Below are 24,847 nucleotides of genomic sequence, written 5' to 3' on the forward strand. Positions count from 1 at the left end.
CGTGACCTCAACCTTGGCAAGGTTGCGCTCTACCAACTGAGCTAGTGTCGCATTTCATCGTTGAGTACGATGACAACTATTAATTCTGGAGCGACACACGAGGTTCGAACTCGTGACCTCAACCTTGGCAAGGTTGCGCTCTACCAACTGAGCTAGTGTCGCATCAACAACGTTTTGTGCTGTTTAGGGCTGCGAATTATAAGTGCATTTTTTTGTGATGCAAGTAGTTAAAGCAAAAAAAAATGATTTTTAACTCATTCGCTGATAAAAGAAGCAACAAGGCGACTGATCAAACAACGACAGTAGAGAGAATTAACAATACGTGCCCCGACATAACGAACCTAATATAAGGCGTCACTCTAAAAATCAAGATGCTAAAGCTGATTTATATCTTAAAAACCGTAGAACGATAAAATTTTAACTCCGCAATTGATTCTCGAATATCGTCTAACGCTAAATGCGAACCTTGTTTGGAAAACTCATTCAGCACTTCAGGCTTCCAACGTCGAGTAAGTTCTTTAATGGTGCTGACATCAATATAGCGATAATGGAAGTAACTCTCTAATTCTGGCATATGCCGATATAGAAAACGACGATCTTGGCCAATACTATTGCCACAAATGGGTGAAGCACCGGCTGGAACCCATTGCCGTAAAAACTCGAGCGTCTGCTTGACTGCCTGTTGCTCATTAATTGTACTTTGACGTACACGCTCCACTAATCCACTTTCATGATGCGTTCGTGTACACCAGTCATCCATTTTCTCTAGCTCGGATTTGGGTTGATGAATCGCTAACACCGGCCCTTCAGCAAGAATAGTAAGTTGGCTATCTGTAACAATTGTCGCAATTTCAATAATTTTATGTTGATCAGGATTAAGACCTGTCATTTCAAGATCAATCCAAATGAGGTTTTGTTCGCAAAAAGACATATAATACGTCCCTATAGGGGTTTGCCTATAAAAAAGGTACTATAACCCAAATACATATCATCAAGATACCTCATGTGGCTTGTGAAGCCTACCAATTCAGCGGGCCTTGTTTAACGCCAATAACCGAAAGTAGAACAGAGTGACTAAGAAAAAAAAACTGACTAAAAGCCAAGTTCGTCGAGTGAGAACAAATCAACATAAAAAACTCAAACACGATGAGTCTGTTTCATGGGATGAATCGATGTTAGAAAATGCAAAAACAGGCTTAGTGATCAGCCGATTTGGTCAACATGCAGATATTGAAGATCCCTCAACGGGACTCGTTCATCGCTGCAACTTACGACGTAGTATCGAAAGCTTAGTCTCCGGCGATAATGTTATCTGGCGTCCCGGTGCTGAAATGCTAGCTGGAATCTCTGGTGTGGTTGAAGCGGTAGAGCCAAGAACATCCGTTCTGACTCGCCCTGATTATTATGATGGGCTTAAACCGGTGGCGGCAAACGTGAATCAAATGGTGATCGTTTCTTCTGTGCTTCCCGAATTATCTCTTAATATTATTGATCGCTATTTAATTGCTGCGGAAACATTATCGATTTCTCCCTTGATCGTTTTAAACAAAGTAGATTTACTGACACCGGAGCAGCGCTCACACTATCAGCAACAGCTTGATAATTATCAATCAATTGGTTACGACATCCTCTTTGTTAGTAAAGAAAGCGGCGAAAATATCGATCAGTTAGAAAGTAAACTCCGTAACCGAATTAACGTGTTTGTTGGTCAGTCGGGTGTGGGTAAATCGAGCTTAGTCAATGCATTAATGCCGCAGTTAGAAATAGAAGTTGAAGAAGGTGAAGTTTCTGAAAACTCAGGACTCGGCCAGCATACAACCACAGCGGCTCGCTTATATCATATTCCATCCGGAGGAGATTTGATTGATTCTCCTGGCGTTCGTGAATTCGGATTATGGCATTTAGATGCAGAAGAAGTGACAAAAGCCTATGTGGAATTCCGCCCTTACTTAGGTGGGTGTAAATTTCGAGATTGTAAACACCTTGATGATCCTGGCTGTCTATTGAAAGCCGCGGTTGAACGAGGAGAAATTAGCACTCAGCGGTTTGAAAATTATCACCGGATCATTGAAAGTATGTCGGAGAATAAAGCAAACCGGCAATACTCAAGAAATAAAAAAGCCGATATCTCATAAGTTAATAAACTTGACTCAGCTACGGATAACTGCTGACATAACTGATTATTTTCAGTAACATCTCGCGCCCAAATATGAAAAGACATTGGAATAGTACACGATGGATAAACTAAAAGTTGGACTGCAATATTGGCTCCCACAACATGGCTTAACCCGTTTAATTGGAAAGCTCGCTTCAGCAAAAGCAGGCGGGCTAACTACAGCCATCATTCGCTGGTTTATTAAACAATATAACGTCAACATGAATGATGCATTGCACTCTGATCCTAAGTACTACTCAACGTTTAATGAGTTTTTTGTACGTGAACTCAAGCCTGATGTTCGTCCTATCGCTTCGGGAGAGGACGTATTGGTTCATCCTGCCGACGCTCGTGTCAGCCAATTTGGGCCAATTACTGATGGGCAACTCATCCAAGCAAAAGGTCATCAATTCTCCGCTCAAGAATTACTCGGTGGCGATGCCGATTTAGCTCAAGAGTTTGCTGAGGGCGACTTTGCAACTTTGTACCTTTCACCCAGTGATTATCATCGTGTCCATATGCCCTGCGATGGAACCTTACGACAAGTGATTTATGTGCCCGGTGACCTTTTCTCCGTGAACCCGCTCACCGCAGAGCATGTACCTAACCTATTTGCACGTAACGAGCGAGTCGTGTGTATATTTGACACGCCATTTGGTCCACTGGCTCAAGTTTTAGTCGGAGCAACGATAGTCGGAAGCATTGAACTGGTTTGGTCTGGCACGATGACACCACCACGTGGAAACACCATCTATCGTTGGAATTATCCACCACAAGGACATCAAGCCGTCGTGCTCCAAAAAGGTCAAGAAATGGGGCGCTTTAAACTAGGATCAACAGTGATTAACTTGTTTGCGAAAGATGCGATTCGCTTTGATGAAAGCATGCAACTACAGTCTCCAACGTTATTGGGCTCTTCGTACGCCCATAAAGCTTAACCTTACGGTCGCCATTTTAGTTGAAATGGTGACCGTGGTAATCCGCACGCTTTCATCGCGAGTTGTTGCATAAAGTGTAAAAGTTTTAGCGCACTCTAAGACCTTTCTTGTTGAATGATTTATTCTTAGTTGTTCTCGGATAAAATTTGCCAAGGAAGCTTTTATGCATACATTATCTACTGGGCTTCTGACCCGGTTAGCCATCAGTTTTTTTATCCCGCTAGGGGTACTTGCTCTCCCAATTGATCTGATTCCTATTCAAGATTTAACCTTAGTGCAGCATCGGCTCTTAGCCATTTTCCTTCTTGCCGCTCTACTCTGGGTACTTGAACCTGTCCCTGTATTTGCTACTTCAATTTTAATCATAGCCTTAGAGCTGATTATGATTTCAGATAAAGGTCTGCATTGGTTTCGCTTACCGCTAGAGCAACATGAAGTCGGACATTTAATTCCCTACACCGACATTCTTGGCGCATTTTCCTCACCGATTATTATCTTATTTATGGGAGGGTTTGCACTGGCGATTGCTGCCTCAAAATATGAATTAGATAATAACTTAGCTCGAGTATTGCTACGCCCATTTGGCCATCAACCCAAATTTATTATGCTAGGGTTAATGTTGATCACTTCTGTTTTCTCTATGTTTATGTCCAATACGGCAACCACCGTAATGATGCTTGCATTACTAGGGCCTATCGTCGCATCCGCCCCTCAAGGTGAATTGGGTGTCAAAGCATTGGTCTTGAGTATTCCAATTGCAGCAAATACGGGAGGAATTGCAACACCGATTGGCACACCACCGAACGCCATTGCCCTGCAATATTTAACGGGTGAACATAGCATAAACTTCCTCTCTTGGATGATGATAGGGTTACCTTTTGTTTTGATCCAATTAACCATCGCCTGGTTTTTGCTGCAATACTTTTTCCCGTCTTCTCAACCAACCATGACACTTAAATTACAAGGCACTTTTCAACGTTCTTGGCGCGCAATGGTGGTTTATTGCACCTTTACGGCTACGATCGTGTTATGGATGACCACCGCATTACATGGCATGAATACTTATGTGGTTTCGATTATTCCACTGGCCGTTTTCACACTAACAGGAATTATGGGAAAAGAAGAACTCAAATTGATTAACTGGGATGTACTTTGGCTCGTTGCTGGCGGGATTGCAATTGGCATTGGTTTAGAACATACAGGCCTAGCTGAAGCGCTAGCCCACGCCATTGATTATGAACGTTTATCCCCGATGTTTGTAGTGATATCTCTCTCTATTGTTTGTTGGCTGATGGCTAACTTTATGTCGAATACAGCAACCGCTAACCTATTAATGCCGATTGCCGCGGCGATAGGGATCTCGATGAATAATTTAACAGCGGTCGGAGGGTTACAAGGCCTACTCATTGTTGTGGCATTTTCCGCCTCACTCGGTATGATTCTTCCTGTTTCAACCCCCCCCAATTCGCTAGCCTACTCGACAGGGTTAATTGAAAGTAAGGATATGGCGAAAACTGGCCTCATTCTTGGCTTAATTGGCTTAAGTATTGTCTATCTAGCGGCTTGGATTCTGACATAGCTAATTTTGATCAATAGGCAACGTTTTGTTGCATTGATAGGGAGAATCGTTGATCTTAACCTACTGCAAAGCGAGTAAAGTGTAGTAAAATTACGCTAGTTTTCACTTTCTAATTACTATGAATTTAATGAGGTCATAACTATGTCTACTAAGAAGCCAATGGCTCTAGTCATTCTTGACGGTTGGGGCTACCGTCAAGATAACAGTAGCAACGCCATTAACAATGCCAATACACCAGTGATTGATAGCCTGATGGCTAACTGCCCACACACACTCATCTCTGCATCAGGCATGGATGTGGGCCTTCCTGACGGTCAAATGGGTAACTCTGAAGTGGGTCATACCAACATCGGTGCAGGTCGTATTGTTTATCAAGACCTCACTCGTATAACGAAAGCAATTGCCGATGGTGAGTTCCAACAAAATGAAGCGATTGTCACTGCTATTGATAAAGCCGTTGCTGAAGGTAAAGCGGTACACTTAATGGGGTTAATGTCTCCAGGTGGCGTACATTCTCATGAAGATCACATCTATGCGGCAGTCGAATTAGCGGCGGCTCGCGGAGCTGAAAAAATCTACCTCCACTGCTTCCTTGATGGTCGTGATACCCCGCCGCGTAGTGCAGAAAACTCACTGCAGCGTTTCCAAGACCTATTTACAAAACTGGGTAAAGGTCGCATCGCTTCTTTGGTTGGCCGCTATTACGCAATGGATCGCGATAATAACTGGGATCGAGTTGAAAAAGCGTACGATCTACTGACTCAAGCGAAAGCTGAATTTACCTACGATTCCGCGGTAGCAGGCCTTGAAGCAGCTTACGCTCGGGAAGAAAATGACGAGTTTGTACAAGCGACTGAAATTCGCACGGCAGATCAAGCATCTGCAGCAATGCAAGATGGTGATGCCGTTCTGTTTTTGAACTACCGTGCCGACCGTGCTCGTGAAATTACTCGCACTTTTGTCGCTGATTTTAATGGCTTCAAACGTAGCGTTTTCCCTGCGGTCAACTTTGTTATGCTGACTCAATATGCGGCTGATATTCCGCTAGCTACCGCTTTCCCACCCGCTTCACTTGAAAACACTTACGGTGAATGGCTATCTAAAGCAGGTAAAACCCAGTTACGTATTTCTGAAACAGAAAAATATGCTCATGTCACCTTCTTCTTTAACGGGGGTGTTGAAAATGAATTTGTCGGCGAAGAACGTCAACTCGTTGCCTCTCCTAAAGTCGCAACCTATGACTTACAACCTGAAATGAGTTCAAAAGAGTTGACGGATAAACTGGTCGCTGCGATTAAATCAGGTAAATATGATGCCATCATCTGTAACTATCCAAATGGCGATATGGTGGGGCATACTGGCGTTTACGATGCCGCGGTGAAAGCATGTGAAGCCGTTGATGAATGTATTGGTCGAGTGGTTGAAGCAATCAAAGAAGTGGATGGTCAATTACTGATTACTGCCGATCATGGTAACGCGGAAATGATGGTCAATCCAGAAACTGGCGGTATCCATACTGCGCATACAAATTTACCAGTTCCTTTGATTTACGTCGGTAATAAGGCAATCACGTTAAATCAAGGTGGTAAATTATCCGATCTTGCTCCAACTATGTTGGCGCTCAGTGATATGGAAATTCCTGCCGAAATGTCAGGTCAAATTCTTTATTCTTAAGCTTTTTATTAAGATCATAATAAAAGCCCCATTTGGGGCTTTTATATTATTCGTTTCTGTTAAGCTCGACGATAATTGAAAAAGATAGCAAATGTATTCATCATCTTGCTCGCCTCATTCATCACTTTGAGTATACTAAGTGCTCAGCAATTTCTACGATGATGACGATAACAGATGATCTTCTCTATTTTTAAACGGATGACTCTCTCCCTTCAACTAACCGTTTGCTTAGCGAGCATGCTATTTTCTCTTATGAGTCACGCCGTATCACAACAAGAGCTATCGGGAGTAAAAAGTGAAATTACTCGTCAGCAACAATCATTAGCTCAAAGACAAAAACAGTTAGATCAGCTGCAACAGTCTTTAAAACAACAAGAGTTGTCCATTTCCCAGTTAGAAAAACAGATCCAATCTACGCAAAAAGACCTAACTCATACAAATAAAAATATCGCAGCCCTTCAGACAAACATGACCCAATTAGAAGAGCAACACCAGCAACAAGCAAAAAAGCTAACAGAGCTATTGCAGACGTACTACGTAACTCGGCGAGCATTAGCCAGTGGTGATCTATTAAAAAATGGTGTTGAACAAGATCGAATGAGTCAATACTACCAGCACTTAGCCAAAAGTCGCTCGACAATGATTCAGCAACTAGAAGCCACTCGCCAAACACTAAACGAAAATGAACACCAACTCCAGTTGGAACGGGAACAAATCACCACGCTACTACAGCAACAAACACAAAAGCGCGATCAATTAAGCAAGACTCAACAAAAACGGCAACAAACCATTACCTCAATTAGCAAAAGCATCTCTGGCGATAAAGTCTATCTGGCGGAATTACAACGTAATGAAACTCGCTTAAAAGCGGAAATAGCTAAAGCCGCCAAACGCAATGCAGTCCCCATGGATGGACTTGCCAAACAACGAGGTAAACTACCTTGGCCGATTCAAGGGCAGGTTTTACATCAATTTGGTGAGCGACAAACCGGACAAGTGGATTGGAAAGGGATGGTGATTAATGCTAGTTATGGCCAAGCTGTTAAGGCGGTTTATCCCGGAACCGTTGTCTTTGCCGAGTATTTAAGAGGTTATGGATTAGTTATTTTACTCGATCATGGTCAAGGTGATATGACACTATATGGTTATAACCAATCACTGATGAAAAAAGAAGGCGACAAAGTAGCAGCTGGGGAAACACTTGCACTGGCAGGTGATACTGGCGGACAAACACGCCCAGCCTTATATTTTGAAATCCGCCGTAACAGTAAAGCAGAAAACCCCCGCCATTGGCTCACTCGTTAATTGTGTAGATTAAGCTTGGTAGTAGTTTTCAACGCTTGAAATTAATTGAGTAATATCTTGTTTAGATAATCGATTAATTCCACCAGCAGCCTCACGCCCACCACCAGAGGAAAACTGAGCACAAACCGTGCCTGCACCTTGCTTATTGACTAATGGCGCTCGCAATGAAACGGTATAGCTGTCACTGTCTAACCGAGTGAGTACTAAATGCGCCTTTTGATGTTGTTGGTTTGCGAGCAAATTACTGTATACCCCACTCACCCGATGCGATAACGCTTCCGCTGGCAATTCGAAAACACGTAATACACGACTTTCATAATACGCAGGGACAGCAAGGACTTGCTCCATATCTTGTTGATAACACTGATCTAATATGGAATAAGGAGAGAGAGGCTCAGCAATCAGCTCAAATGGAGAAGGATAGTCAAGTAAAGCACGGAATAAATCCGCTGGGTGATAATGTAAATCTTGCAGTGATTGCCCATAACCATTGTAATTGATTAAGGTGCCTAATCGCTTTAACTGCTCTGATTGCAAGCTCGTTAAACCGGCTAAGCCAGCGAGATGATCCCCGATTTCAAGTAAATTATCGCCGTACGCAGCAGTAATCGCCCAATGGTGATATTGTCCATTTAGCAGACGATCAATAATCAATCCAGTACAAGTATTTGCACTTAAATCAATCGCTGTCGTAAGGTTCGGATGAATAGGGATAGGGCCCGTTTGGTGATGGTCGGCGTAAAAAACCTGAGCCCCGCTATCCAAAATTCGCTGTAAATCTAGCACATTTTTTGCCAGTGAAAGATCCAAAACGGTAAGACTGTCTGCTGATGTTACGGATAAAGACTGTAATAATTGAATATCTCGCTTAACCCCGGTGATCAATTGACTATTACAGGGATTAGCCAGACGTAGCTGTAACAGCGCTATGATACCGTCGGCATCACCATTGAACACATCATAATGCATGGCGAAACAACCAAAGTAGGAGAATGAATAGCAATAATGTAGGGTGATTACGCATGAACAAGCAAGATAAAAAAGTTATATCTCATTGCAATTAAACATGCATAATCCGCACGCCATCTTCTAATAATTGCAGTTGTTCTAATCCTTGTTCGGTCGCATTCGATTTCATGACAGAAATAATTTGTAGCATGCCTTGGTGAATAACCGATTCGGTAATTTTTGAACTTAAAGACATCGCCGATTGATAAGTCAACCAACTTGAAGCAATCAAATGTAAAGTTGTCACCATTTTTTTCATGTCATCATGCTCAAGTTTTAACAGTTTCATCTCAACAAATACCTGCATAATGTCAACTAAATTCGACTGTAGCTTTGCTTGTACTTGAATATAGTCATTATGCAACGGCTCATCTCGCTGCAAAATTTCCGGTAAATTGGCGTAAAAGAAACGGTATTTCCACATTAACGTAAAAATTGAATCAAAATAGTGCTTCAAAAGCGTAAGGCTTTCATAAGGCCGCTGCCAAGGAGTAAAACGTTCTATTAATTCCGCAGAATAAAGCGCAAAGATCTCTCGTACGATTTCTTGTTTATTACGAAAATGATAATAGAGATTGCCCGGGCTAATCTCTATATGGGCAGCAATATGATTGGTTGTGATGGATCTTTCTCCATGTTCATTAAATAATGCTAAGGCTGCATGAACAATTCGATCTTTTGTTTTCATCTATCGTCGACATTCTTATTTAAAAGGGTTATCTAAGAGTATAAATGAGCCGAATAAGTAAGTCCGTTCAGCACATAAAACGATGTTTGACTTAAAAAACGCCTGACCAGCAGGCGTTGAATCCTTTATTGATGGAATGGTCTAGACAGTTCATGCACCGCATCGACAAAAACACCGGCATTTTCTGGTGGAACATCCAAATGAATACCATGCCCCAAGTTAAAGACATGTCCCGTTCCTTGACCAAACCCTTGTAAAATCGTTGCAACTTCGTCGCGAATTCGCTCATGAGGAGCATACAGCATAGATGGATCCATATTCCCCTGTAAGGCGACTTTATCACCCACTCGCTCTTTCGCATCGGCAATATTAATTGTCCAATCAAGGCCGATTGCGTCGCACCCTGTGGCGGCAATTTGCTCTAACCACATGCCGCCATTTTTGGTAAACAGAGTGACAGGAACCTGACGACCATCATGTTCACGAATCAAACCGTCAACGATTTTATGCATATAGCGTAGTGAAAAATCTTGGTAATCACGTGGCGTTAAAACACCACCCCAAGTATCAAAAACCATCACTGACTGCGCCCCGGCTTTGATTTGCGCATTTAAATAGTCGACGACGCTATCCGCTAATTTATCCAATAATAAGTGTAACGTTTGCGGCTCAGCGTACATCATTTTTTTGATCTTTGTGAAGGCTTTCGAACTTCCACCTTCAACCATATAAGTTGCCAAAGTCCAAGGACTACCTGAAAAACCGATGAGAGGGACTTCACCTTTTAGATCTTTTTTGATCTGACGAACCGCATTCATGACATAACGTAATTCGCCTTCAGGATCAGGCATTATGAGTTTTTCAACATCTTGCTTACAAGCTATCGGACGTTTGAATTTTGGCCCTTCTCCCGCTTCAAAGTAAAGCCCTAATCCCATCGCATCCGGAATCGTCAAAATATCAGAAAATAAGATTGCTGCATCAAGAGAAAAGCGACGTAACGGCTGTAATGTGACTTCAGAAGCGAGCTCTGCATTTTTACATAGTGACAGAAAATCCCCAGCTTGAGCGCGAGTCGCCCGATATTCAGGCAAATAACGTCCGGCTTGACGCATCATCCATACCGGAGTGTAATCGACAGGTTGCTTGAGTAATGCACGCAAATAGCGGTCATTTTTTAATTCAGTCATGGTTTATCCACTTCTCTTATTTGGCTGTATTTTATTAAGTATTCTAACATTGATTTCACTTCCATCGTGGGAAGCTTTGCAACCGAGATCAAGTTATTCACCTTTAAATCAATGCTTAATTTGCGTACTCCCTCATTCAATGTTACAAATTTGTTTGCTAGCGAAAACTACAATAATAACTGAGTGTTATTCTGACTCAGCATCTCATAACGACATCTTACTTACCCCCTCCCACTGTGGAGGGTTTTTTTTGGCTAATTGATCCGACAGTCTCTTGCTGTATAGTGACAAGAGTATGCTCAATTAAGCTTCTAGCGATTGTACCTTTCGGAGCCAGGGGTGGTAAGCTTTGTGCAGAAAACCATTGTGCGTCAGTTAATTCAGAATAATCTGGCTTTAATTCTCCAGAGGCATAGTCCGCTAAAAAAGCCATCATCATACTGGAAGGAAAGGGCCATGGCTGACTGCCAAAATAGCGGATATTTTTAACCAATATACCGGTTTCTTCTTTGATTTCTCTAGCAACACACTGCTCTAAGGTTTCACCTGCTTCAACAAACCCAGCGATGACGGTATACATGCCATTACGGTGACGAGGATGCTGAGCAAGTAGAATTTGCTGCTGATGACGAACCGCAACAATGATGCAGGGGAAAATACGTGGATAATGCAGGGTTCGACATTCCTGACATTGCATTGCCAATTGATGGTGATTAAGGTAATTGCGTCCACCACATTGAGGGCAAAATCGCATGGTTTGGCTCATATGGCCATATTGAATCGCTTTACTCGCCATTAAGAACAGAGAATCATCGAAATGCAACAATTCACGTAAATGAGTCATTTCTAAGGTGCAATCAATTTCTTGAGCATTGATCCAATATATCGGAACCTCCTGTTGATAACCGATAAGCACTGCCTGTGATGAAGGTAGATTCCACTGCTCAGCGCAGCCTTGTGGGATCGTATCGTTCACCGTCCAGATCTCACTTCCTGATACCACACACCAATAAGCCGATTTTTGATCACTATTTTCTAACATACTCACTCCTGATCGCTTGCAGTTCAACCATTTTACTGGCAATCTAATTTCATACCAGAGTTTGTAGTCATTTGATTTCCATGCCTATAAATTCTTGTTTAAGCAAAGGATGGTGGTCTTCACCACACATATGCAGACACGATCATCAAATCGATGATCCGATCATGAGGGCGTGGCCATGCTAAAGAAGTTAAAAAAAACACAAGAACAATGGGGTGGTTCAAGTGATGTCATCGATCACTGGTTAGATAAACGGCAGCAGTTGCTAGTCGAATATTGCCAACTGGCAGTAACAGCGCCGCTACCCGATAATCAGGCCTTTAGTGAGCTCCCCTCTCTGCAAGCAATACAATACTTTAGCCAAGAGCTCGTCGATTATATCTCTGAAGGTCACTTCAAAATCTATGATATGGTCATGAACAAGTGGCAAGCCACTGGATTTAAGGCAACCGATGAAATCAACCAAACTTATGCTCAAATAACTCAGACTAATGATCCGTTACTAAATTTTGCTGACCGTTATGCTACGCTCAGTGGCGAAGATGATCTTGAGTCTTTTGATGATGATCTATCAAAGGTCGGAGAAGTGCTCGAATCACGATTTGAATTGGAAGATTATCTAATTCAGTTAATTGCTGATAGTTTATCAATTCCACCTGGAGCATAAAGCTTCGTTGGCGCTGTTTTCCAACTTACTCCATGGTTCCAAACCAAATAAAAAGGCACCCGAAGGTGCCTTTTTTCATTCAACTATTGATTACTCATTAGAAGAAAAACCAGCATTTAGCAAAGCAGCAAGGTTATCTGTTGCTTGCTCAGCCGATGGGCCTTCTTTTTCTACTTGACGCTTAGCTTGACGATCTTGATGGTACGCAAATCCGGTACCTGCTGGGATCAGACGGCCAACGATAACGTTCTCTTTCAGACCACGCAAATCATCTCGTTTACCCGATACGGCAGCCTCGGTCAGTACTCGTGTCGTTTCTTGGAATGATGCGGCAGAAATGAACGATTCAGTCGCCAAAGAAGCTTTGGTAATACCCAGTAACTCACGTTCAAAACGTGCAGGCTCTTTACCTTCAGACTCTAACTGACGATTAGCAATCTTCACTTGTGAGTATTCCACTTGCTCACCAGGTAAGAATTCAGAATCACCAGCATGAGTAATCGTACACTTACGCAGCATCTGACGAACGATAGTTTCAATGTGTTTATCGTTAATCTTAACGCCTTGTAAGCGATAGACTTCTTGAACTTCGTTAGCGATGTACGTCGTTACCGCATGGATACCACGCAAACGCAGAATATCATGTGGAGACTCTGGGCCATCAGCAATAACATCACCACGTTCAATACGCTCACCTTCAAACACGTTGAGCTGACGATGCTTAGGAATCATCTCCTCGTAAGTATCACCACCATCACGTGTGATAACCAAGCGACGCTTACCTTTGGTTTCTTTACCAAATGAAACGGTACCGGTGTGTTCTGCCAAAATGGCAGGCTCTTTCGGTTTACGCGCTTCAAATAAGTCAGCAACGCGAGGCAGACCACCGGTAATATCTTTGTTGCCGCCAGATTTCTGAGGAATCCGCGCCAGTGTATCACCAATGTTTACTTCTGCACCGTCTTCGATATTGACAATCGCTTTACCAGGTAGGAAATATTGTGCTGGCATATCAGTGCCAGGAATCAATACATCTTTTCCTTTTTCATCAACCAATTTAATCGCAGGACGCATATCTTTACCCGCTGCAGGGCGCGCCGCAGGTTCAGTCACTTCACTTGAAGATAAACCGGTTAGATCATCGGTTTGACGAGAAACAGTCACACCATCGATCATATCAACAAATTGAATACGACCAGCTACCTCAGTAATGATAGGGAGTGTATGTGCTTCCCAGTTAGCAATAACTTCACCAACATCAACAGCTTGATTATCAGCTTTGCTTAATAACGAACCGTATGGCAGTTTGTGTTTCTCTTTAGTACGACCAAACTCATCAATAATAGTCAGTTCAGAAGCACGTGATGTGATCACTAACTTACCATTTTTATTGGTTACGAACTTCGCGTTATGCAGCTTCACCGAACCTTTGTTCTTCGCTTGAATGCTGTTTTCTGCTGCTGCAGTCGATGCTGCACCACCGATGTGGAACGTACGCATCGTCAACTGTGTACCTGGTTCACCGATAGACTGAGCGGCAATAACACCGACAGCTTCGCCTTGGTTCACTAAATGACCACGAGCCAAATCACGACCATAACACAGAGCGCAACAACCAAAGTCAGCGTCACAGGTTACGACTGAACGAACACGGATACGGTCAACTGAGTTATCGTTCAGAATTTGACACCATTTCTCATCCAACAGCGTGTTACGCGGCACAAGCACTTCTTCTGTACCTGGTTTCAGAATATCTTCTGCAACCACACGACCAAGAGCAAGCTCAGTTAGCGGAACTTTAACGTCACCACCCTCAATGTGAGGCATCATATCAACGCCTTCATGAGTACCACAGTCGTGCTCAGTAACCACAACATCTTGTGCTACATCCACTAAACGACGAGTCAAATAACCCGAGTTCGCGGTTTTCAATGCGGTATCAGCTAGCCCCTTACGCGCACCGTGGGTTGAGATAAAGTACTGAAGTACGTTCAGACCTTCTTTAAAGTTCGCGGTAATTGGCGTTTCAATAATCGAGCCATCCGGACGAGCCATTAGACCACGCATACCCGCAAGCTGACGAATCTGCGCCGCAGAACCACGAGCACCCGAGTCAGCCATCATATAGATGCTGTTAAACGATTCTTGACGTTCTTGCTCACCGTCGCGGTTGACAACCAGTTCAGATGAAAGGTTTTCCATCATCGCTTTCGCAACGCGATCATTGGTTGATGCCCAAATATCAATCACTTTGTTGTAGCGTTCACCAGCAGTTACCAAACCTGACTGGAATTGCTCTTGAATTTCACGGACTTCTTCTTCCGCTTCAGCAATTTCAGTATATTTAGCGGCTGGTACAACCATATCATCGATACCAACAGACACACCTGATAGTGCAGCATAAGCAAAGCCGGTATACATGATTTGGTCGGCAAAAATTACCGTATCTTTTAGACCAAGCTTACGATAAGCCTCGTTGAGTAGGTTAGAAATTTGCTTCTTACCTAACTTCTGGTTCACGATACTAAATGGCAGACCTTTCGGTACGATTTGCCATAACATGGCACGACCAACCGTGGTATCAACCATCTTAGTTTCAGTGGTACTGTTACCGTCTTCATCGACAACGGTTTCAGTGATACGTACTTTTACGCGAGCATGCAGTTCAGCGCTCTTCGTACGATATGCCTTTTCGGCCTCAGCTGGGCCAGCAAGGTACATCCCCTCGCCTTTGGCATTGATCTTTTCACGCGTCATATAGTACAAGCCCAATACAACGTCCTGTGAAGGAACGATGATCGGATCACCGGATGCTGGCGACAGAATATTGTTAGTCGACATCATTAGGGTACGCGCTTCAAGCTGTGCTTCTAGTGTTAGAGGCACGTGAACCGCCATTTGGTCACCATCGAAGTCCGCGTTGTACGCCGCACAAACGAGTGGGTGTAACTGAATGGCTTTGCCTTCGATCAGTACTGGTTCAAACGCTTGGATACCTAGACGGTGCAGTGTCGGTGCACGGTTGAGTAGCACTGGGTGTTCACGGATCACTTCGTCTAAGATATCCCAAACGACCGCTTCTTCACGCTCAACCATTTTCTTCGCAGCTTTGATTGTCGTCGCTAGGCCACGAGTCTCTAACTTGCTGTAAATGAATGGTTTGAATAGCTCAAGTGCCATCTTCTTAGGAAGACCACACTGGTGTAGACGAAGGTATGGACCGACTGTGATTACTGAACGGCCAGAGTAGTCTACACGTTTACCTAGCAGGTTCTGACGGAAACGACCTTGCTTACCCTTGATCATATCAGCAAGAGATTTCAACGGACGCTTGTTTGAACCTGTGATCGCGCGGCCGCGACGACCGTTGTCGAGTAGTGCGTCAACAGACTCTTGCAACATACGTTTTTCGTTACGTACGATGATGTCCGGAGCAGCAAGCTCTAGCAGGCGCTTCAAACGGTTGTTACGGTTGATTACGCGACGGTATAGGTCGTTCAGATCAGACGTCGCAAAGCGACCACCGTCTAGTGGTACTAGAGGACGTAGATCTGGCGGAAGTACCGGAAGCACCGTCAAAATCATCCACTCTGGCTTGTTACCAGAGGCCAGGAATGCTTCAACCAGCTTCAAACGTTTAGTGACTTTTTTGCGCTTAGTTTCAGAGTTCGTCGTCTCTAATTCTTCACGCATCTGCTCTGTTTCCACTTGCAAATCCATGGACGATAAGAGATCTTTAATCGCTTCCGCACCCATTTTTGCCGTGAATTCATCGCCCCACTCTTCCAAGCGATCCAGATACTCTTCTTCAGTCAGCATCTGACCGCGTTCAAGATCTGTCATGCCCGGTTCAGTCACTACGTACATTTCGAAGTAAAGAACACGTTCGATATCACGTAAAGGCATATCCATTAATAAACCAATGCGCGATGGCAATGATTTTAAGAACCAGATGTGTGCAACCGGTGAAGCAAGCTCGATGTGACCCATACGGTCACGACGAACTTTAGTCTGGGTTACTTCAACGCCACACTTCTCACAAATCACACCACGGTGTTTCAGACGCTTATATTTGCCACAAAGACATTCGTAGTCTTTTACCGGACCAAAAATACGCGCACAGAACAGACCATCACGTTCAGGCTTGAACGTACGATAGTTGATCGTTTCAGGTTTTTTCACTTCACCAAAAGACCATGAACGGATCATGTCTGGTGAAGATAGACCGATTTTGATTGCATCAAATTCTTCAGTCTTATGCTGTGCTTTTAGAAAGTTTAATAAGTCTTTCACAATCAGCTCCTGTAAGGAGTTAAAAGGGCCCGCTGCGTAATGTAGCGAGCACCTTCCTACCAGAAAACCTGTTTGGTCCCCCATAGGGGAACCTTAAGGTTTACTCTTCGTCTTCTAACTCGATGTTGATACCTAGCGAGCGAATCTCTTTTAACAGAACGTTAAACGATTCTGGCATACCAGGTTCCATCGCGTGGTTACCATCTACGATGTTCTTATACATCTTCGTCCGGCCGTTAACGTCATCAGACTTAACGGTGAGCATTTCTTGTAGTGTATAAGCTGCACCATAAGCTTCTAATGCCCACACTTCCATCTCACCGAAACGTTGACCACCGAACTGGGCTTTACCGCCCAATGGCTGTTGAGTGACCAAGCTGTAAGAACCCGTTGAACGCGCATGCATTTTATCGTCCACTAAGTGGTTCAATTTCAGCATGTACATATAACCAACCGTTACAGGACGTTCGAAAGCATCACCTGTGCGACCATCAAACAGAGTTAACTGTCCTGATGTTGGTAAATCAGCCAATTGCAACATAGCTTTGATAGAAGTTTCATTCGCGCCATCAAAAACAGGAGTTGCTACTGGTAAACCATTTCGCAAGTTATTTGCCAAGGTACGAACTTCATCGTCCGATAATGTGGCAATGTCTACTTTCTGACGGGTTTCACCCAGATCATACACTTTTTGCAAGAATTCACGCAGTTTAGCTAATTCTTGCTGCTCTTTGATCATCTGGTTGATCTTGTCACCAATACCTTTCGCCGCCAAACCTAAGTGAACTTCTAAGATCTGACCAATGTTCATCCGCGATGGTACGCCCAGTGGGTTGAGTACGATATCGACAGGTTGACCATTTTCATCGTAAGGCATGTCTTCAACAGGGTTGATCTTCGAGATAACACCTTTGTTACCATGACGACCCGCCATTTTATCACCAGGTTGAATGCGACGTTTGACCGCTAAATAAACTTTGACGATCTTCAGTACGCCCGGTGCTAAATCATCACCTTGAGTAATCTTACGGCGTTTAGCTTCAAATTTCTTATCGAAATCAGCCTTTAGCTCATCCCATTGTTCAGCAAGCTGCTCTAGCTGAGATTGTAGCTCGTCATCGGCCAGTGTTTGCTCAAGCCATTTTTTACGTTCAATCGCATCTAATTTCGCTTCAGAGTAACCACCCGCTAGCAATACAGAACGAACACGAGCAAGCAAACCACCTTCCAGAATCTGGAATTCTTCGGTTAGATCTTTCTTCGCTTCTTTTAACTGCATGTGCTCGATTTCAAGCGCACGTTTGTCTTTTTCTACACCATCGCGAGTAAAGACTTGCACGTCGATAACCGTACCAGCAACAGAGTTTGGAACACGTAATGACGTATCTTTTACATCAGATGCTTTCTCACCAAAGATAGCACGCAAGAGTTTCTCTTCTGGCGTTAGCTGAGTTTCACCTTTTGGTGTTACTTTACCAACCAGAATGTCGCCGCCTTTTACTTCTGCACCGATGTATACGATGCCAGACTCATCTAGTTTAGACAGTGCAGCTTCACCAACGTTTGGAATATCTGCAGTGATCTCTTCGGCACCCAGCTTAGTATCACGAGCCACACAAGACAGTTCTTGAATGTGAATAGTGGTAAAGCGGTCATCTTGAACTACGCGTTCGGAAACTAAGATCGAGTCTTCGAAGTTGTAACCATTCCAAGGCATGAATGCGATACGCATGTTTTGGCCAAGAGCCAATTCGCCAAGGTCAGTTGAAGGACCGTCTGCTAGTACGTCACCACGAGCCACCGGTTCACCTGGCATCACACATGGACGCTGGTTGATACAAGTGTTCTGGTTAGAACGGGTGTATTTGGTCAGATTGTAGATGTCGATACCTGCTTCACCAGGAATTAACTCTTCTTCGTTTACTTTGACAACAATACGTGAAGCATCAACTGACTGGATCATACCACCACGTTTCGCTACCGCAGTTACGCCAGAGTCAACCGCTACATTGCGCTCAATACCCGTACCAACAAGTGGTTTCTCTGAGCGTAAAGTTGGAACCGCCTGACGTTGCATGTTCGCACCCATCAAAGCACGGTTCGCATCATCGTGTTCTAGGAACGGAATGAGTGATGCTGCAATAGAAACCACTTGGTTAGTCGCAACATCCATGTAGTCAACATGTTCACGAGGATGCAGGCCAGATTCGCCTTTTTGACGCGCCGTAATCAGCTCATCAGCAAAACGGTTTTCATCGGTCAATTTTGCGTTCGCCTGAGCGATAACAAATTGGCCTTCTTCGATTGCAGACAAGTAATCGACTTCATCCGTCACCACACCATCAACTACACGGCGATAAGGCGTTTCTAAGAAACCGTACTCATTGCAACGTGCAAACGCAGACAAAGAGTTAATCAAACCGATGTTTGGACCTTCCGGTGTTTCGATTGGACACAGACGACCATAGTGCGTTACGTGTACGTCACGAACTTCGAAACCAGCACGCTCACGAGTCAGACCGCCAGGGCCCAATGCAGAAATACGACGCTTGTGCGTGACTTCTGACAGCGGGTTGTTCTGATCCATAAATTGAGAGAGCTGAGAAGAACCAAAGAATTCTTTAACAGCAGCAGAAATCGGTTTCGCGTTGATCAGATCTTGTGGCATCACATTATCAAGATCGCCTAGACTTAGACGTTCTTTCACTGCACGTTCAACACGAACAAGCCCAACACGGAATTGGTTTTCTGCCATTTCGCCAACACTACGAATACGGCGGTTGCCTAAGTGGTCGATGTCATCCACTTCGCCTTTACCATTACGAATCGAGATCAGCTTTTTCATCACTTCGATGATATCGGTTTCATCGAGTGTGCCTTGCTCTTCCGCACCATCGCGCTCAATAGAACTGTTGAACTTCATACGTCCAACAGTTGAAAGATCATAGCGTTCTGGCGAGAAGAACAAGCTTTCAAATAATGATTCTGCGGCTTCTTTTGTTGGTGGCTCGCCAGGGCGCATCATGCGGTAAATCTCTACTAATGCAGAAATACGGTCTGACGTGCTGTCGATACGCAAGGTTTCCGACATGAACGGACCGTGATCAAGATCATTGGTAAAGAGAACTTCAAGTTTCTTATAACCGGCTTGCGATAGATTAGCTAATGCTTCAAGGCTAACTTCTTGGTTAGCCGCAACAATCACTTCTCCAGTCGCTTCATTGATATAATCTTTTGAGGAGACTTTTCCGACAATATAGTCAACAGGTACTTCAATGAAGCTAACGTTATCTTTTTCTAACTGGCGAATATGACGCGCAGTAACTCGGCGGCCTTTCTCAACATAAACCTTACCATCGGCTTCGATATCAAACGTTGCCGTTTCACCACGCAAGCGCTCAGGGACCAATTCCATCATTAGAGTTTGGTCTTTGACTTCGAAATTCACTTTTTCGAAGAAGATATCGAGGATCTCCTCTGTCGTTTTACCTAAAGCACGAAGAATGATCGATGCAGGTAACTTACGACGGCGGTCGATACGAACGTATAGGTTGTCCTTAGGATCGAATTCAAAATCGAGCCATGAACCACGGTAAGGGATAACACGTGCATTATAGAGCACTTTACCAGAAGAGTGGGTCTTACCCTTATCGCTGTCGAAGAACACGCCTGGGCTTCGGTGCAGCTGGGATACGATAACCCTCTCGGTACCATTAATTACAAAGGTACCATTATCTGTCATGAGTGGAATTTCACCCATGTAGACTTCTTGTTCTTTAATATCTTTGACAGTACCTGCTGGCGCGTCTTTATCAAAAATCACTAAACGTAGTTTTACACGTAGCGGTTTTGAATAAGTTACACCACGGATTTGACATTCTTTAACGTCAAAAACTGGCTCACCAAGACGGTAGCTAACGTATTGCAGCTCTGAATTGCCGTTATAGCTCTGAATTGGAAAAACAGAACGAAAAGCAGCTTCAAGACCGTATTGTCCCTCTGGATCCTGTTCGATAAATTTTTCGAATGAATCAAGCTGGATCGATAGCAGGTATGGAATGTCCAACACTTGTGGACGAGTACCAAAGTCCTTACGGATGCGCTTTTTCTCGGTATAAGAGTAAACCATGGGGTTCCTCAGCTCGCTGATAAGTGACCCAAACTGTCCGCCTTTGTCTATAAAGGAGTAGGACAGTGACTAAATCGCTGTTTACTGTAGTGACATCTTATTTCGTTAGAATGAGATGCTTTTTGCATGGATATGGAACGCTTAAACAGCGGGAAAATTCGCCCATACCCTACAGCGCAAAAAGGCCGGTGGTCAACAAACCACCAGCCGTTAGCCTTTCGGCTAAACAATTAAGTAATAATTACTTAATTTCAACAGTTGCACCAGCTTCTTCTAGCTGAGCTTTAAGAGCTTCAGCTTCAGCTTTCTCAACGCCTTCTTTCAGAGGTGCTGGAGCGCCATCAACTAGAGCTTTAGCTTCTTTCAAACCAAGACCAGTTGCGCCACGTACTGCTTTAATTACAGCAACTTTGTTACCGCCAGCAGCAGTTAGGATTACGTCGAATTCAGTTTGCTCTTCAACAGCCGCACCAGCAGCAGCGCCACCAGCAACAACTGCAGCAGCAGCAGAAACACCAAACTTCTCTTCCATAGCAGAGATAAGTTCAACAACTTGCATTACAGACATTTCTGCAATAGCGTCTAGGATTTGCTCGTTAGTAATAGACATAACAATTCTCTTTTAAGTCAACAATAAGTTTATTTGGCAATCAGTGAAAAGCAAGGCAATTAAGCTGCGGCTGCTTCTTTTTGATCGCGGATAGCAGCGATAGTACGTGCCAGCTTGCCTGCAGAAGCTTCTTTCATGCACATCATTAAGCGTGCAATTGCTTCGTCGTAAGTTGGTAGTGTCGCTAGTACTTCAACGTCAGTTAATGCGCCTTCGTATGCAGCTGCTTTGATTTCAAATGCTTTATTATCTTTAGCGAAGTCTTTAAAGAGACGCGCCGCAGCACCTGGGTGCTCGTTAGAAAAGCCAATCAAAGTAGGGCCTACAAATACCTCTTTTAGGCATTCGTAAGCTGTGCCTTCTACCGCACGACGTGCAAGTGTATTACGCACAACTTTCATGTAAACGCCCGCTTCACGCGCTTGTTTACGTAGAGTTGTTAACGCAGCTACTTGAACACCGCGAGAGTCAGCAACAACTGCAGAAAGTGCACCACTGGCCGCTTCGTTGACTTCAGCAACAATTGCTTGTTTGTCTTGAAGGTTTAAAGCCATCTTGGATTGCTCCTGGTTGTTATTACACCACTCACTATTAATAATAATGAGAGCTTATTCGGTGCAGTCCCAGAAGAAAGTTAACTTAATAAAAAATTAGAGCTTTCTGTCAGTTCGGGCACCATCTACGTAGGTTTTATTAAGTTATCTAATTGATAACGCCTACGGTCTTGGACGGAGACTGGGTCATAGTTCAAAGAACCAAAGTTCAGCCCCAACCACAAATATTAGGCGCAAGATTATACATCAATCTCGCACCTAAGCAAATGAATTATGCTTGAGTCGCCAGAGTATTCTGATCAACAGCAACACCTGCGCCCATCGTCGTAGAGATACTTACTTTCTTAACGTAAGTGCCTTTAGCTGATGATGGTTTTGCTTTCTTAAGCGCAACAAGAAGAGCCTCTAGGTTCTCTTTAAGTTGTTCTGTTTCGAAAGATACTTTACCGATCGTGGTATGGATAATGCCGTTTTTGTCATTACGATAACGAACCTGACCCGCTTTAGCATTTTTCACTGCTTCAGCAACGTTAGGAGTTACAGTACCAACTTTTGGGTTTGGCATCAGACCACGAGGACCAAGGATTGTACCGAGTTGACCGACAACGCGCATTGCATCAGGAGAAGCAATGACTACGTCAAAGTTCATTTCGCCTTTTTTCACTTGCTCAGCAAGATCTTCCATACCCACTAGGTCCGCACCAGCCGCTTTAGCTGCTTCAGCGTTAGCACCTTGAGTGAATACTGCAACGCGAACGTCACGACCAGTACCATGTGGTAGTACAGTTGCACCACGTACGTTTTGGTCCGATTTACGAGCGTCGATACCTAGATTAACAGCAACGTCAACAGATTCTACGAATTTAGCCGTTGCGAGTTCTTTTAGAAGAGCAACCGCTTCGTTGATTTCGTATTCTTTAGTTACATCCACTTTTTCGCGAATAGTACGCATGCGCTTAGTTAGTTTTGCCATTATCTTAACCCTCAACCACTAGGCCCATTGAACGAGCAGTACCCGCAATAGAACGTTTCATCGCTTCGATATCAGCACCAGTCATATCTGCAGCTTTAGTTTCTGCGATTTCTTGGATTTGAGCGTCAGTAACAGTACCCACTTTTTCAGTGTTAGGACGACCTGAACCAGACTTAACCCCAGCCGCTTTCTTCAATAAAACAGCAGCAGGTGGTGTCTTAGTTTCAAACGTGAAAGAACGGTCACTATATACAGTGATAACCACTGGAATAGGTAAACCCTTCTCTACAGATTCTGTTTTGGCATTAAATGCTTTACAGAATTCCATAATATTAACGCCACGCTGACCTAGAGCTGGACCAACTGGTGGACTTGGGTTAGCCATACCGGCTGCAACTTGCAGCTTGATATAAGCTTCAACTTTCTTTGCCATGATATTTCCTAAATTATGGGTACAAACGCTGATCGCTCGACCAGCTCCCCAGTTACTTTACAAGTTTTAAAGATCATTAAAAAAGATAACGACCAATAAAGGGCGCGAAATTATAGTCAAAAGACACGCCTTAAACAAGACTCAGAGGTGATATTTTAATCAAGCTTTTCCACTTGACCAAATTCAAGCTCGACTGGTGTTGCCCGACCAAATATTGACACAGAAACTTTCAGACGGTTTTTCTCATAATCAACTTCTTCGACTGTACCATTGAAGTCGGCAAACGGACCTTCTGTAACACGAACCACTTCACCCGCCTCAAACATCGTTTTCGGACGTGGAGACTCACTCGCTTTTTCCAGACGGTTCAATATCGCATCAGCTTCTTTATCTGTGATCGGTGCTGGACGATCTGACGTGCCACCAATGAAGCCCATTACACGAGGAACGCTACGTACCAAGTGCCATGACTCATCATTCATGATCATTTGAACCAGCACGTAACCTGGAAAGAATTTACGCTCGCTCTTACGACGTTGGCCCGCGCGCATTTCCACCACTTCTTCGGTTGGAACAAGAACTTCACCAAAGTGTTCTTCCATTCCATGCATTTTGATATGCTCACGAAGTGATTGAGCGACACGGCCTTCAAACCCAGAAAAGGCTTGAACGACATACCAGCGTTTTTTTGGAGCTTCACTCATGTATTAAACCCTCTATACTCCAGTTACAAAAGCAACAAGACGAACCATAATGCCGTCAATGCCCCAAAGAACCAGAGCCATTACAATACTTACAGCTAACACGATCAGTGTCGTTTGCATGGTTTCTTGCCGTGTTGGCCACACCACTTTGCGGACCTCCATGCGAGATTCGCGTGCAAACACAATCGCAGCTTTACCTTTAAAAGTCGTTGCAGCAACCCCAAGAGCCACTGCAATTAACACAATAACACCCGCAGCACGAGCGACAACCGACAACTCACCATACAGGTAATTACCCACAACAGCAGCAGCAAGCAATACAAAAGTGATGACCCACTTCATTGTATCTAGCGCATTTGAGCTATCAGGAGCTTCAGCATTATTAGCTTTCATAAACCAACCTGTCACAAGTCTAACTATAGACGACAACAGCCCCGCTGTTGCAGGGCAAATCCATTTCATCAGCAACTACGCTGACATACTATTTGACCAAGATTATTCTCAGCCCCAAAATCCATGCTAGCGTTTGATAAATCAACGAAATAACTAGCAGTGCAGAAAAAGGGCATCAAATGATGCCCTTTTTACTACGGTATAGTCAAATCATTCTTCACAGAAACTGTGATTAAGCGATGATCTTCGCTACAACACCTGCACCAACAGTACGGCCACCTTCACGAATCGCAAAACGTAGACCTTCGTCCATCGCGATTGGAGCAATTAGCTCTACAACCATTTTGATGTTGTCGCCTGGCATTACCATTTCTACGCCTTCTGGTAACTCGATGTTACCGGTTACGTCTGTTGTACGGAAGTAGAACTGTGGACGGTAACCTTTGAAGAATGGAGTATGACGGCCACCTTCATCTTTAGATAGAACGTAAACTTCTGATTCAAACTTAGTG

Annotated in this window: 20 protein-coding genes and 1 tRNA gene; 6 read left to right on the forward strand and 15 right to left on the reverse strand. The window is 43.9% G+C overall.

Annotated elements, in window-relative coordinates:
• Positions 1–86 precede the first annotated feature (86 nt).
• Both CAG57_RS13260 and orn read right to left on the reverse strand, forming a co-directional pair.
• Positions 87–162 (reverse strand) — tRNA-Gly (locus CAG57_RS13260).
• Between the two features lie 223 nt (positions 163–385).
• Positions 386–931, reverse strand: a complete 546-nt coding sequence (gene orn, locus CAG57_RS13265) for an oligoribonuclease (protein ID WP_099610143.1) — start codon at positions 929–931, stop codon at positions 386–388.
• Between the two features lie 139 nt (positions 932–1,070).
• Between orn and rsgA the strand changes: the two genes are divergently transcribed.
• From rsgA to CAG57_RS13290, 5 genes are all read left to right on the forward strand, one after another.
• Positions 1,071–2,135: a small ribosomal subunit biogenesis GTPase RsgA gene (gene rsgA / locus CAG57_RS13270; RefSeq protein ID WP_161427545.1), complete on the forward strand. Its 1,065-nt coding sequence runs from the start codon at positions 1,071–1,073 to the stop codon at positions 2,133–2,135.
• A gap of 100 nt (positions 2,136–2,235) precedes the next feature.
• A complete protein-coding gene (gene asd / locus CAG57_RS13275; protein ID WP_099610141.1) occupies positions 2,236–3,093 on the forward strand; it encodes an archaetidylserine decarboxylase in 858 nt (285 codons plus the stop codon).
• Positions 3,094–3,256: 163 nt separating this feature from the next.
• Positions 3,257–4,672, forward strand: a complete 1,416-nt coding sequence (locus CAG57_RS13280; protein WP_161427544.1) for an SLC13 family permease — start codon at positions 3,257–3,259, stop codon at positions 4,670–4,672.
• A gap of 141 nt (positions 4,673–4,813) precedes the next feature.
• Entirely contained in the window at positions 4,814–6,346 is a 1,533-nt protein-coding gene (gene gpmM, locus CAG57_RS13285; RefSeq protein WP_161427543.1) for a 2,3-bisphosphoglycerate-independent phosphoglycerate mutase, read from the forward strand.
• A gap of 174 nt (positions 6,347–6,520) precedes the next feature.
• Positions 6,521–7,651 (forward strand): murein hydrolase activator EnvC family protein, encoded by a 1,131-nt coding sequence (locus CAG57_RS13290; RefSeq protein ID WP_161427542.1) that lies wholly within the window; start codon positions 6,521–6,523, stop codon positions 7,649–7,651.
• Between the two features lie 9 nt (positions 7,652–7,660).
• Here the strand turns inward: CAG57_RS13290 and CAG57_RS13295 are convergent, their stop codons facing one another.
• From CAG57_RS13295 to nudC, 4 genes are all read right to left on the reverse strand, one after another.
• Positions 7,661–8,620 carry an acetyltransferase gene (locus CAG57_RS13295; protein WP_099610139.1) on the reverse strand — a complete coding sequence of 320 codons (960 nt, stop codon included), beginning with the start codon at positions 8,618–8,620 and terminating at the stop codon, positions 7,661–7,663.
• Between the two features lie 91 nt (positions 8,621–8,711).
• Positions 8,712–9,347: a TetR/AcrR family transcriptional regulator gene (locus CAG57_RS13300; RefSeq protein ID WP_099610138.1), complete on the reverse strand. Its 636-nt coding sequence runs from the start codon at positions 9,345–9,347 to the stop codon at positions 8,712–8,714.
• 125 nt (positions 9,348–9,472) lie between these two features.
• A complete protein-coding gene (hemE, locus tag CAG57_RS13305; RefSeq protein ID WP_099610137.1) occupies positions 9,473–10,537 on the reverse strand; it encodes a uroporphyrinogen decarboxylase in 1,065 nt (354 codons plus the stop codon).
• Between the two features lie 217 nt (positions 10,538–10,754).
• On the reverse strand, positions 10,755–11,579 hold the full coding sequence (nudC, locus tag CAG57_RS13310; protein WP_099610136.1) for an NAD(+) diphosphatase: 825 nt from the start codon (positions 11,577–11,579) through the stop codon (positions 10,755–10,757).
• 178 nt (positions 11,580–11,757) lie between these two features.
• Here nudC and rsd point away from each other — a divergent pair, with 178 nt between their 5' ends.
• A complete protein-coding gene (rsd, locus tag CAG57_RS13315) occupies positions 11,758–12,246 on the forward strand; it encodes a sigma D regulator (protein ID WP_099610135.1) in 489 nt (162 codons plus the stop codon).
• 90 nt (positions 12,247–12,336) lie between these two features.
• Here the strand turns inward: rsd and rpoC are convergent, their stop codons facing one another.
• The 9 genes from rpoC to CAG57_RS13360 form a co-directional block, all read right to left on the reverse strand.
• Positions 12,337–16,539 carry a DNA-directed RNA polymerase subunit beta' gene (rpoC, locus tag CAG57_RS13320; RefSeq protein ID WP_161427541.1) on the reverse strand — a complete coding sequence of 1,401 codons (4,203 nt, stop codon included), beginning with the start codon at positions 16,537–16,539 and terminating at the stop codon, positions 12,337–12,339.
• Positions 16,540–16,639: 100 nt separating this feature from the next.
• The gene (rpoB, locus tag CAG57_RS13325; protein ID WP_161427540.1) at positions 16,640–20,668 is read right to left on the reverse strand and encodes a DNA-directed RNA polymerase subunit beta; all 4,029 of its coding nucleotides are present in this window, start codon (positions 20,666–20,668) and stop codon (positions 16,640–16,642) included.
• A gap of 241 nt (positions 20,669–20,909) precedes the next feature.
• Positions 20,910–21,278, reverse strand: coding sequence for a 50S ribosomal protein L7/L12 (gene rplL / locus CAG57_RS13330; RefSeq protein ID WP_099610134.1), 369 nt, complete (start codon positions 21,276–21,278; stop codon positions 20,910–20,912).
• Between the two features lie 59 nt (positions 21,279–21,337).
• Positions 21,338–21,832: a 50S ribosomal protein L10 gene (gene rplJ / locus CAG57_RS13335; protein ID WP_099610133.1), complete on the reverse strand. Its 495-nt coding sequence runs from the start codon at positions 21,830–21,832 to the stop codon at positions 21,338–21,340.
• Between the two features lie 271 nt (positions 21,833–22,103).
• Positions 22,104–22,805 carry a 50S ribosomal protein L1 gene (gene rplA / locus CAG57_RS13340; protein WP_099610132.1) on the reverse strand — a complete coding sequence of 234 codons (702 nt, stop codon included), beginning with the start codon at positions 22,803–22,805 and terminating at the stop codon, positions 22,104–22,106.
• Positions 22,806–22,809: 4 nt separating this feature from the next.
• On the reverse strand, positions 22,810–23,238 hold the full coding sequence (rplK, locus tag CAG57_RS13345; RefSeq protein WP_021021755.1) for a 50S ribosomal protein L11: 429 nt from the start codon (positions 23,236–23,238) through the stop codon (positions 22,810–22,812).
• 155 nt (positions 23,239–23,393) lie between these two features.
• Positions 23,394–23,942 (reverse strand): transcription termination/antitermination protein NusG, encoded by a 549-nt coding sequence (nusG, locus tag CAG57_RS13350; RefSeq protein WP_099610131.1) that lies wholly within the window; start codon positions 23,940–23,942, stop codon positions 23,394–23,396.
• A 12-nt stretch (positions 23,943–23,954) separates the two neighbouring features.
• Positions 23,955–24,335 carry a preprotein translocase subunit SecE gene (gene secE / locus CAG57_RS13355; protein WP_161427539.1) on the reverse strand — a complete coding sequence of 127 codons (381 nt, stop codon included), beginning with the start codon at positions 24,333–24,335 and terminating at the stop codon, positions 23,955–23,957.
• A 232-nt stretch (positions 24,336–24,567) separates the two neighbouring features.
• The coding region (locus CAG57_RS13360) for an elongation factor Tu (protein WP_202598685.1) at positions 24,568–24,847 on the reverse strand (280 nt) is incomplete at its 5' end.

Origin of the sequence: Vibrio sp. V30_P3S12P165, from assembly GCF_009904905.1 — a bacterium.
GTDB classification, from domain to species: domain Bacteria; phylum Pseudomonadota; class Gammaproteobacteria; order Enterobacterales; family Vibrionaceae; genus Vibrio; species Vibrio fujianensis.

Excerpts from the sequence above, each read along its gene's own strand:
- orn (WP_099610143.1), bottom strand. The coding sequence starts at position 931 with ATGTCTTTTTGCGAACAAAACCTCATTTGGATTGATCTTGAAATGACA.
- rpoB (WP_161427540.1), bottom strand. The coding sequence starts at position 20,668 with ATGGTTTACTCTTATACCGAGAAAAAGCGCATCCGTAAGGACTTTGGT.
- rsd (WP_099610135.1), top strand. The coding sequence starts at position 11,758 with ATGCTAAAGAAGTTAAAAAAAACACAAGAACAATGGGGTGGTTCAAGT.
- hemE (WP_099610137.1), bottom strand. The coding sequence starts at position 10,537 with ATGACTGAATTAAAAAATGACCGCTATTTGCGTGCATTACTCAAGCAA.
- nudC (WP_099610136.1), bottom strand. The coding sequence starts at position 11,579 with ATGTTAGAAAATAGTGATCAAAAATCGGCTTATTGGTGTGTGGTATCA.
- CAG57_RS13300 (WP_099610138.1), bottom strand. The coding sequence starts at position 9,347 with ATGAAAACAAAAGATCGAATTGTTCATGCAGCCTTAGCATTATTTAAT.
- CAG57_RS13280 (WP_161427544.1), top strand. The coding sequence starts at position 3,257 with ATGCATACATTATCTACTGGGCTTCTGACCCGGTTAGCCATCAGTTTT.
- asd (WP_099610141.1), top strand. The coding sequence starts at position 2,236 with ATGGATAAACTAAAAGTTGGACTGCAATATTGGCTCCCACAACATGGC.
- nusG (WP_099610131.1), bottom strand. The coding sequence starts at position 23,942 with ATGAGTGAAGCTCCAAAAAAACGCTGGTATGTCGTTCAAGCCTTTTCT.
- rplJ (WP_099610133.1), bottom strand. The coding sequence starts at position 21,832 with ATGGCTTTAAACCTTCAAGACAAACAAGCAATTGTTGCTGAAGTCAAC.
- CAG57_RS13290 (WP_161427542.1), top strand. The coding sequence starts at position 6,521 with ATGATCTTCTCTATTTTTAAACGGATGACTCTCTCCCTTCAACTAACC.
- secE (WP_161427539.1), bottom strand. The coding sequence starts at position 24,335 with ATGAAAGCTAATAATGCTGAAGCTCCTGATAGCTCAAATGCGCTAGAT.
- gpmM (WP_161427543.1), top strand. The coding sequence starts at position 4,814 with ATGTCTACTAAGAAGCCAATGGCTCTAGTCATTCTTGACGGTTGGGGC.
- CAG57_RS13295 (WP_099610139.1), bottom strand. The coding sequence starts at position 8,620 with ATGCATTATGATGTGTTCAATGGTGATGCCGACGGTATCATAGCGCTG.
- rplK (WP_021021755.1), bottom strand. The coding sequence starts at position 23,238 with ATGGCAAAGAAAGTTGAAGCTTATATCAAGCTGCAAGTTGCAGCCGGT.
- rplA (WP_099610132.1), bottom strand. The coding sequence starts at position 22,805 with ATGGCAAAACTAACTAAGCGCATGCGTACTATTCGCGAAAAAGTGGAT.
- rplL (WP_099610134.1), bottom strand. The coding sequence starts at position 21,278 with ATGTCTATTACTAACGAGCAAATCCTAGACGCTATTGCAGAAATGTCT.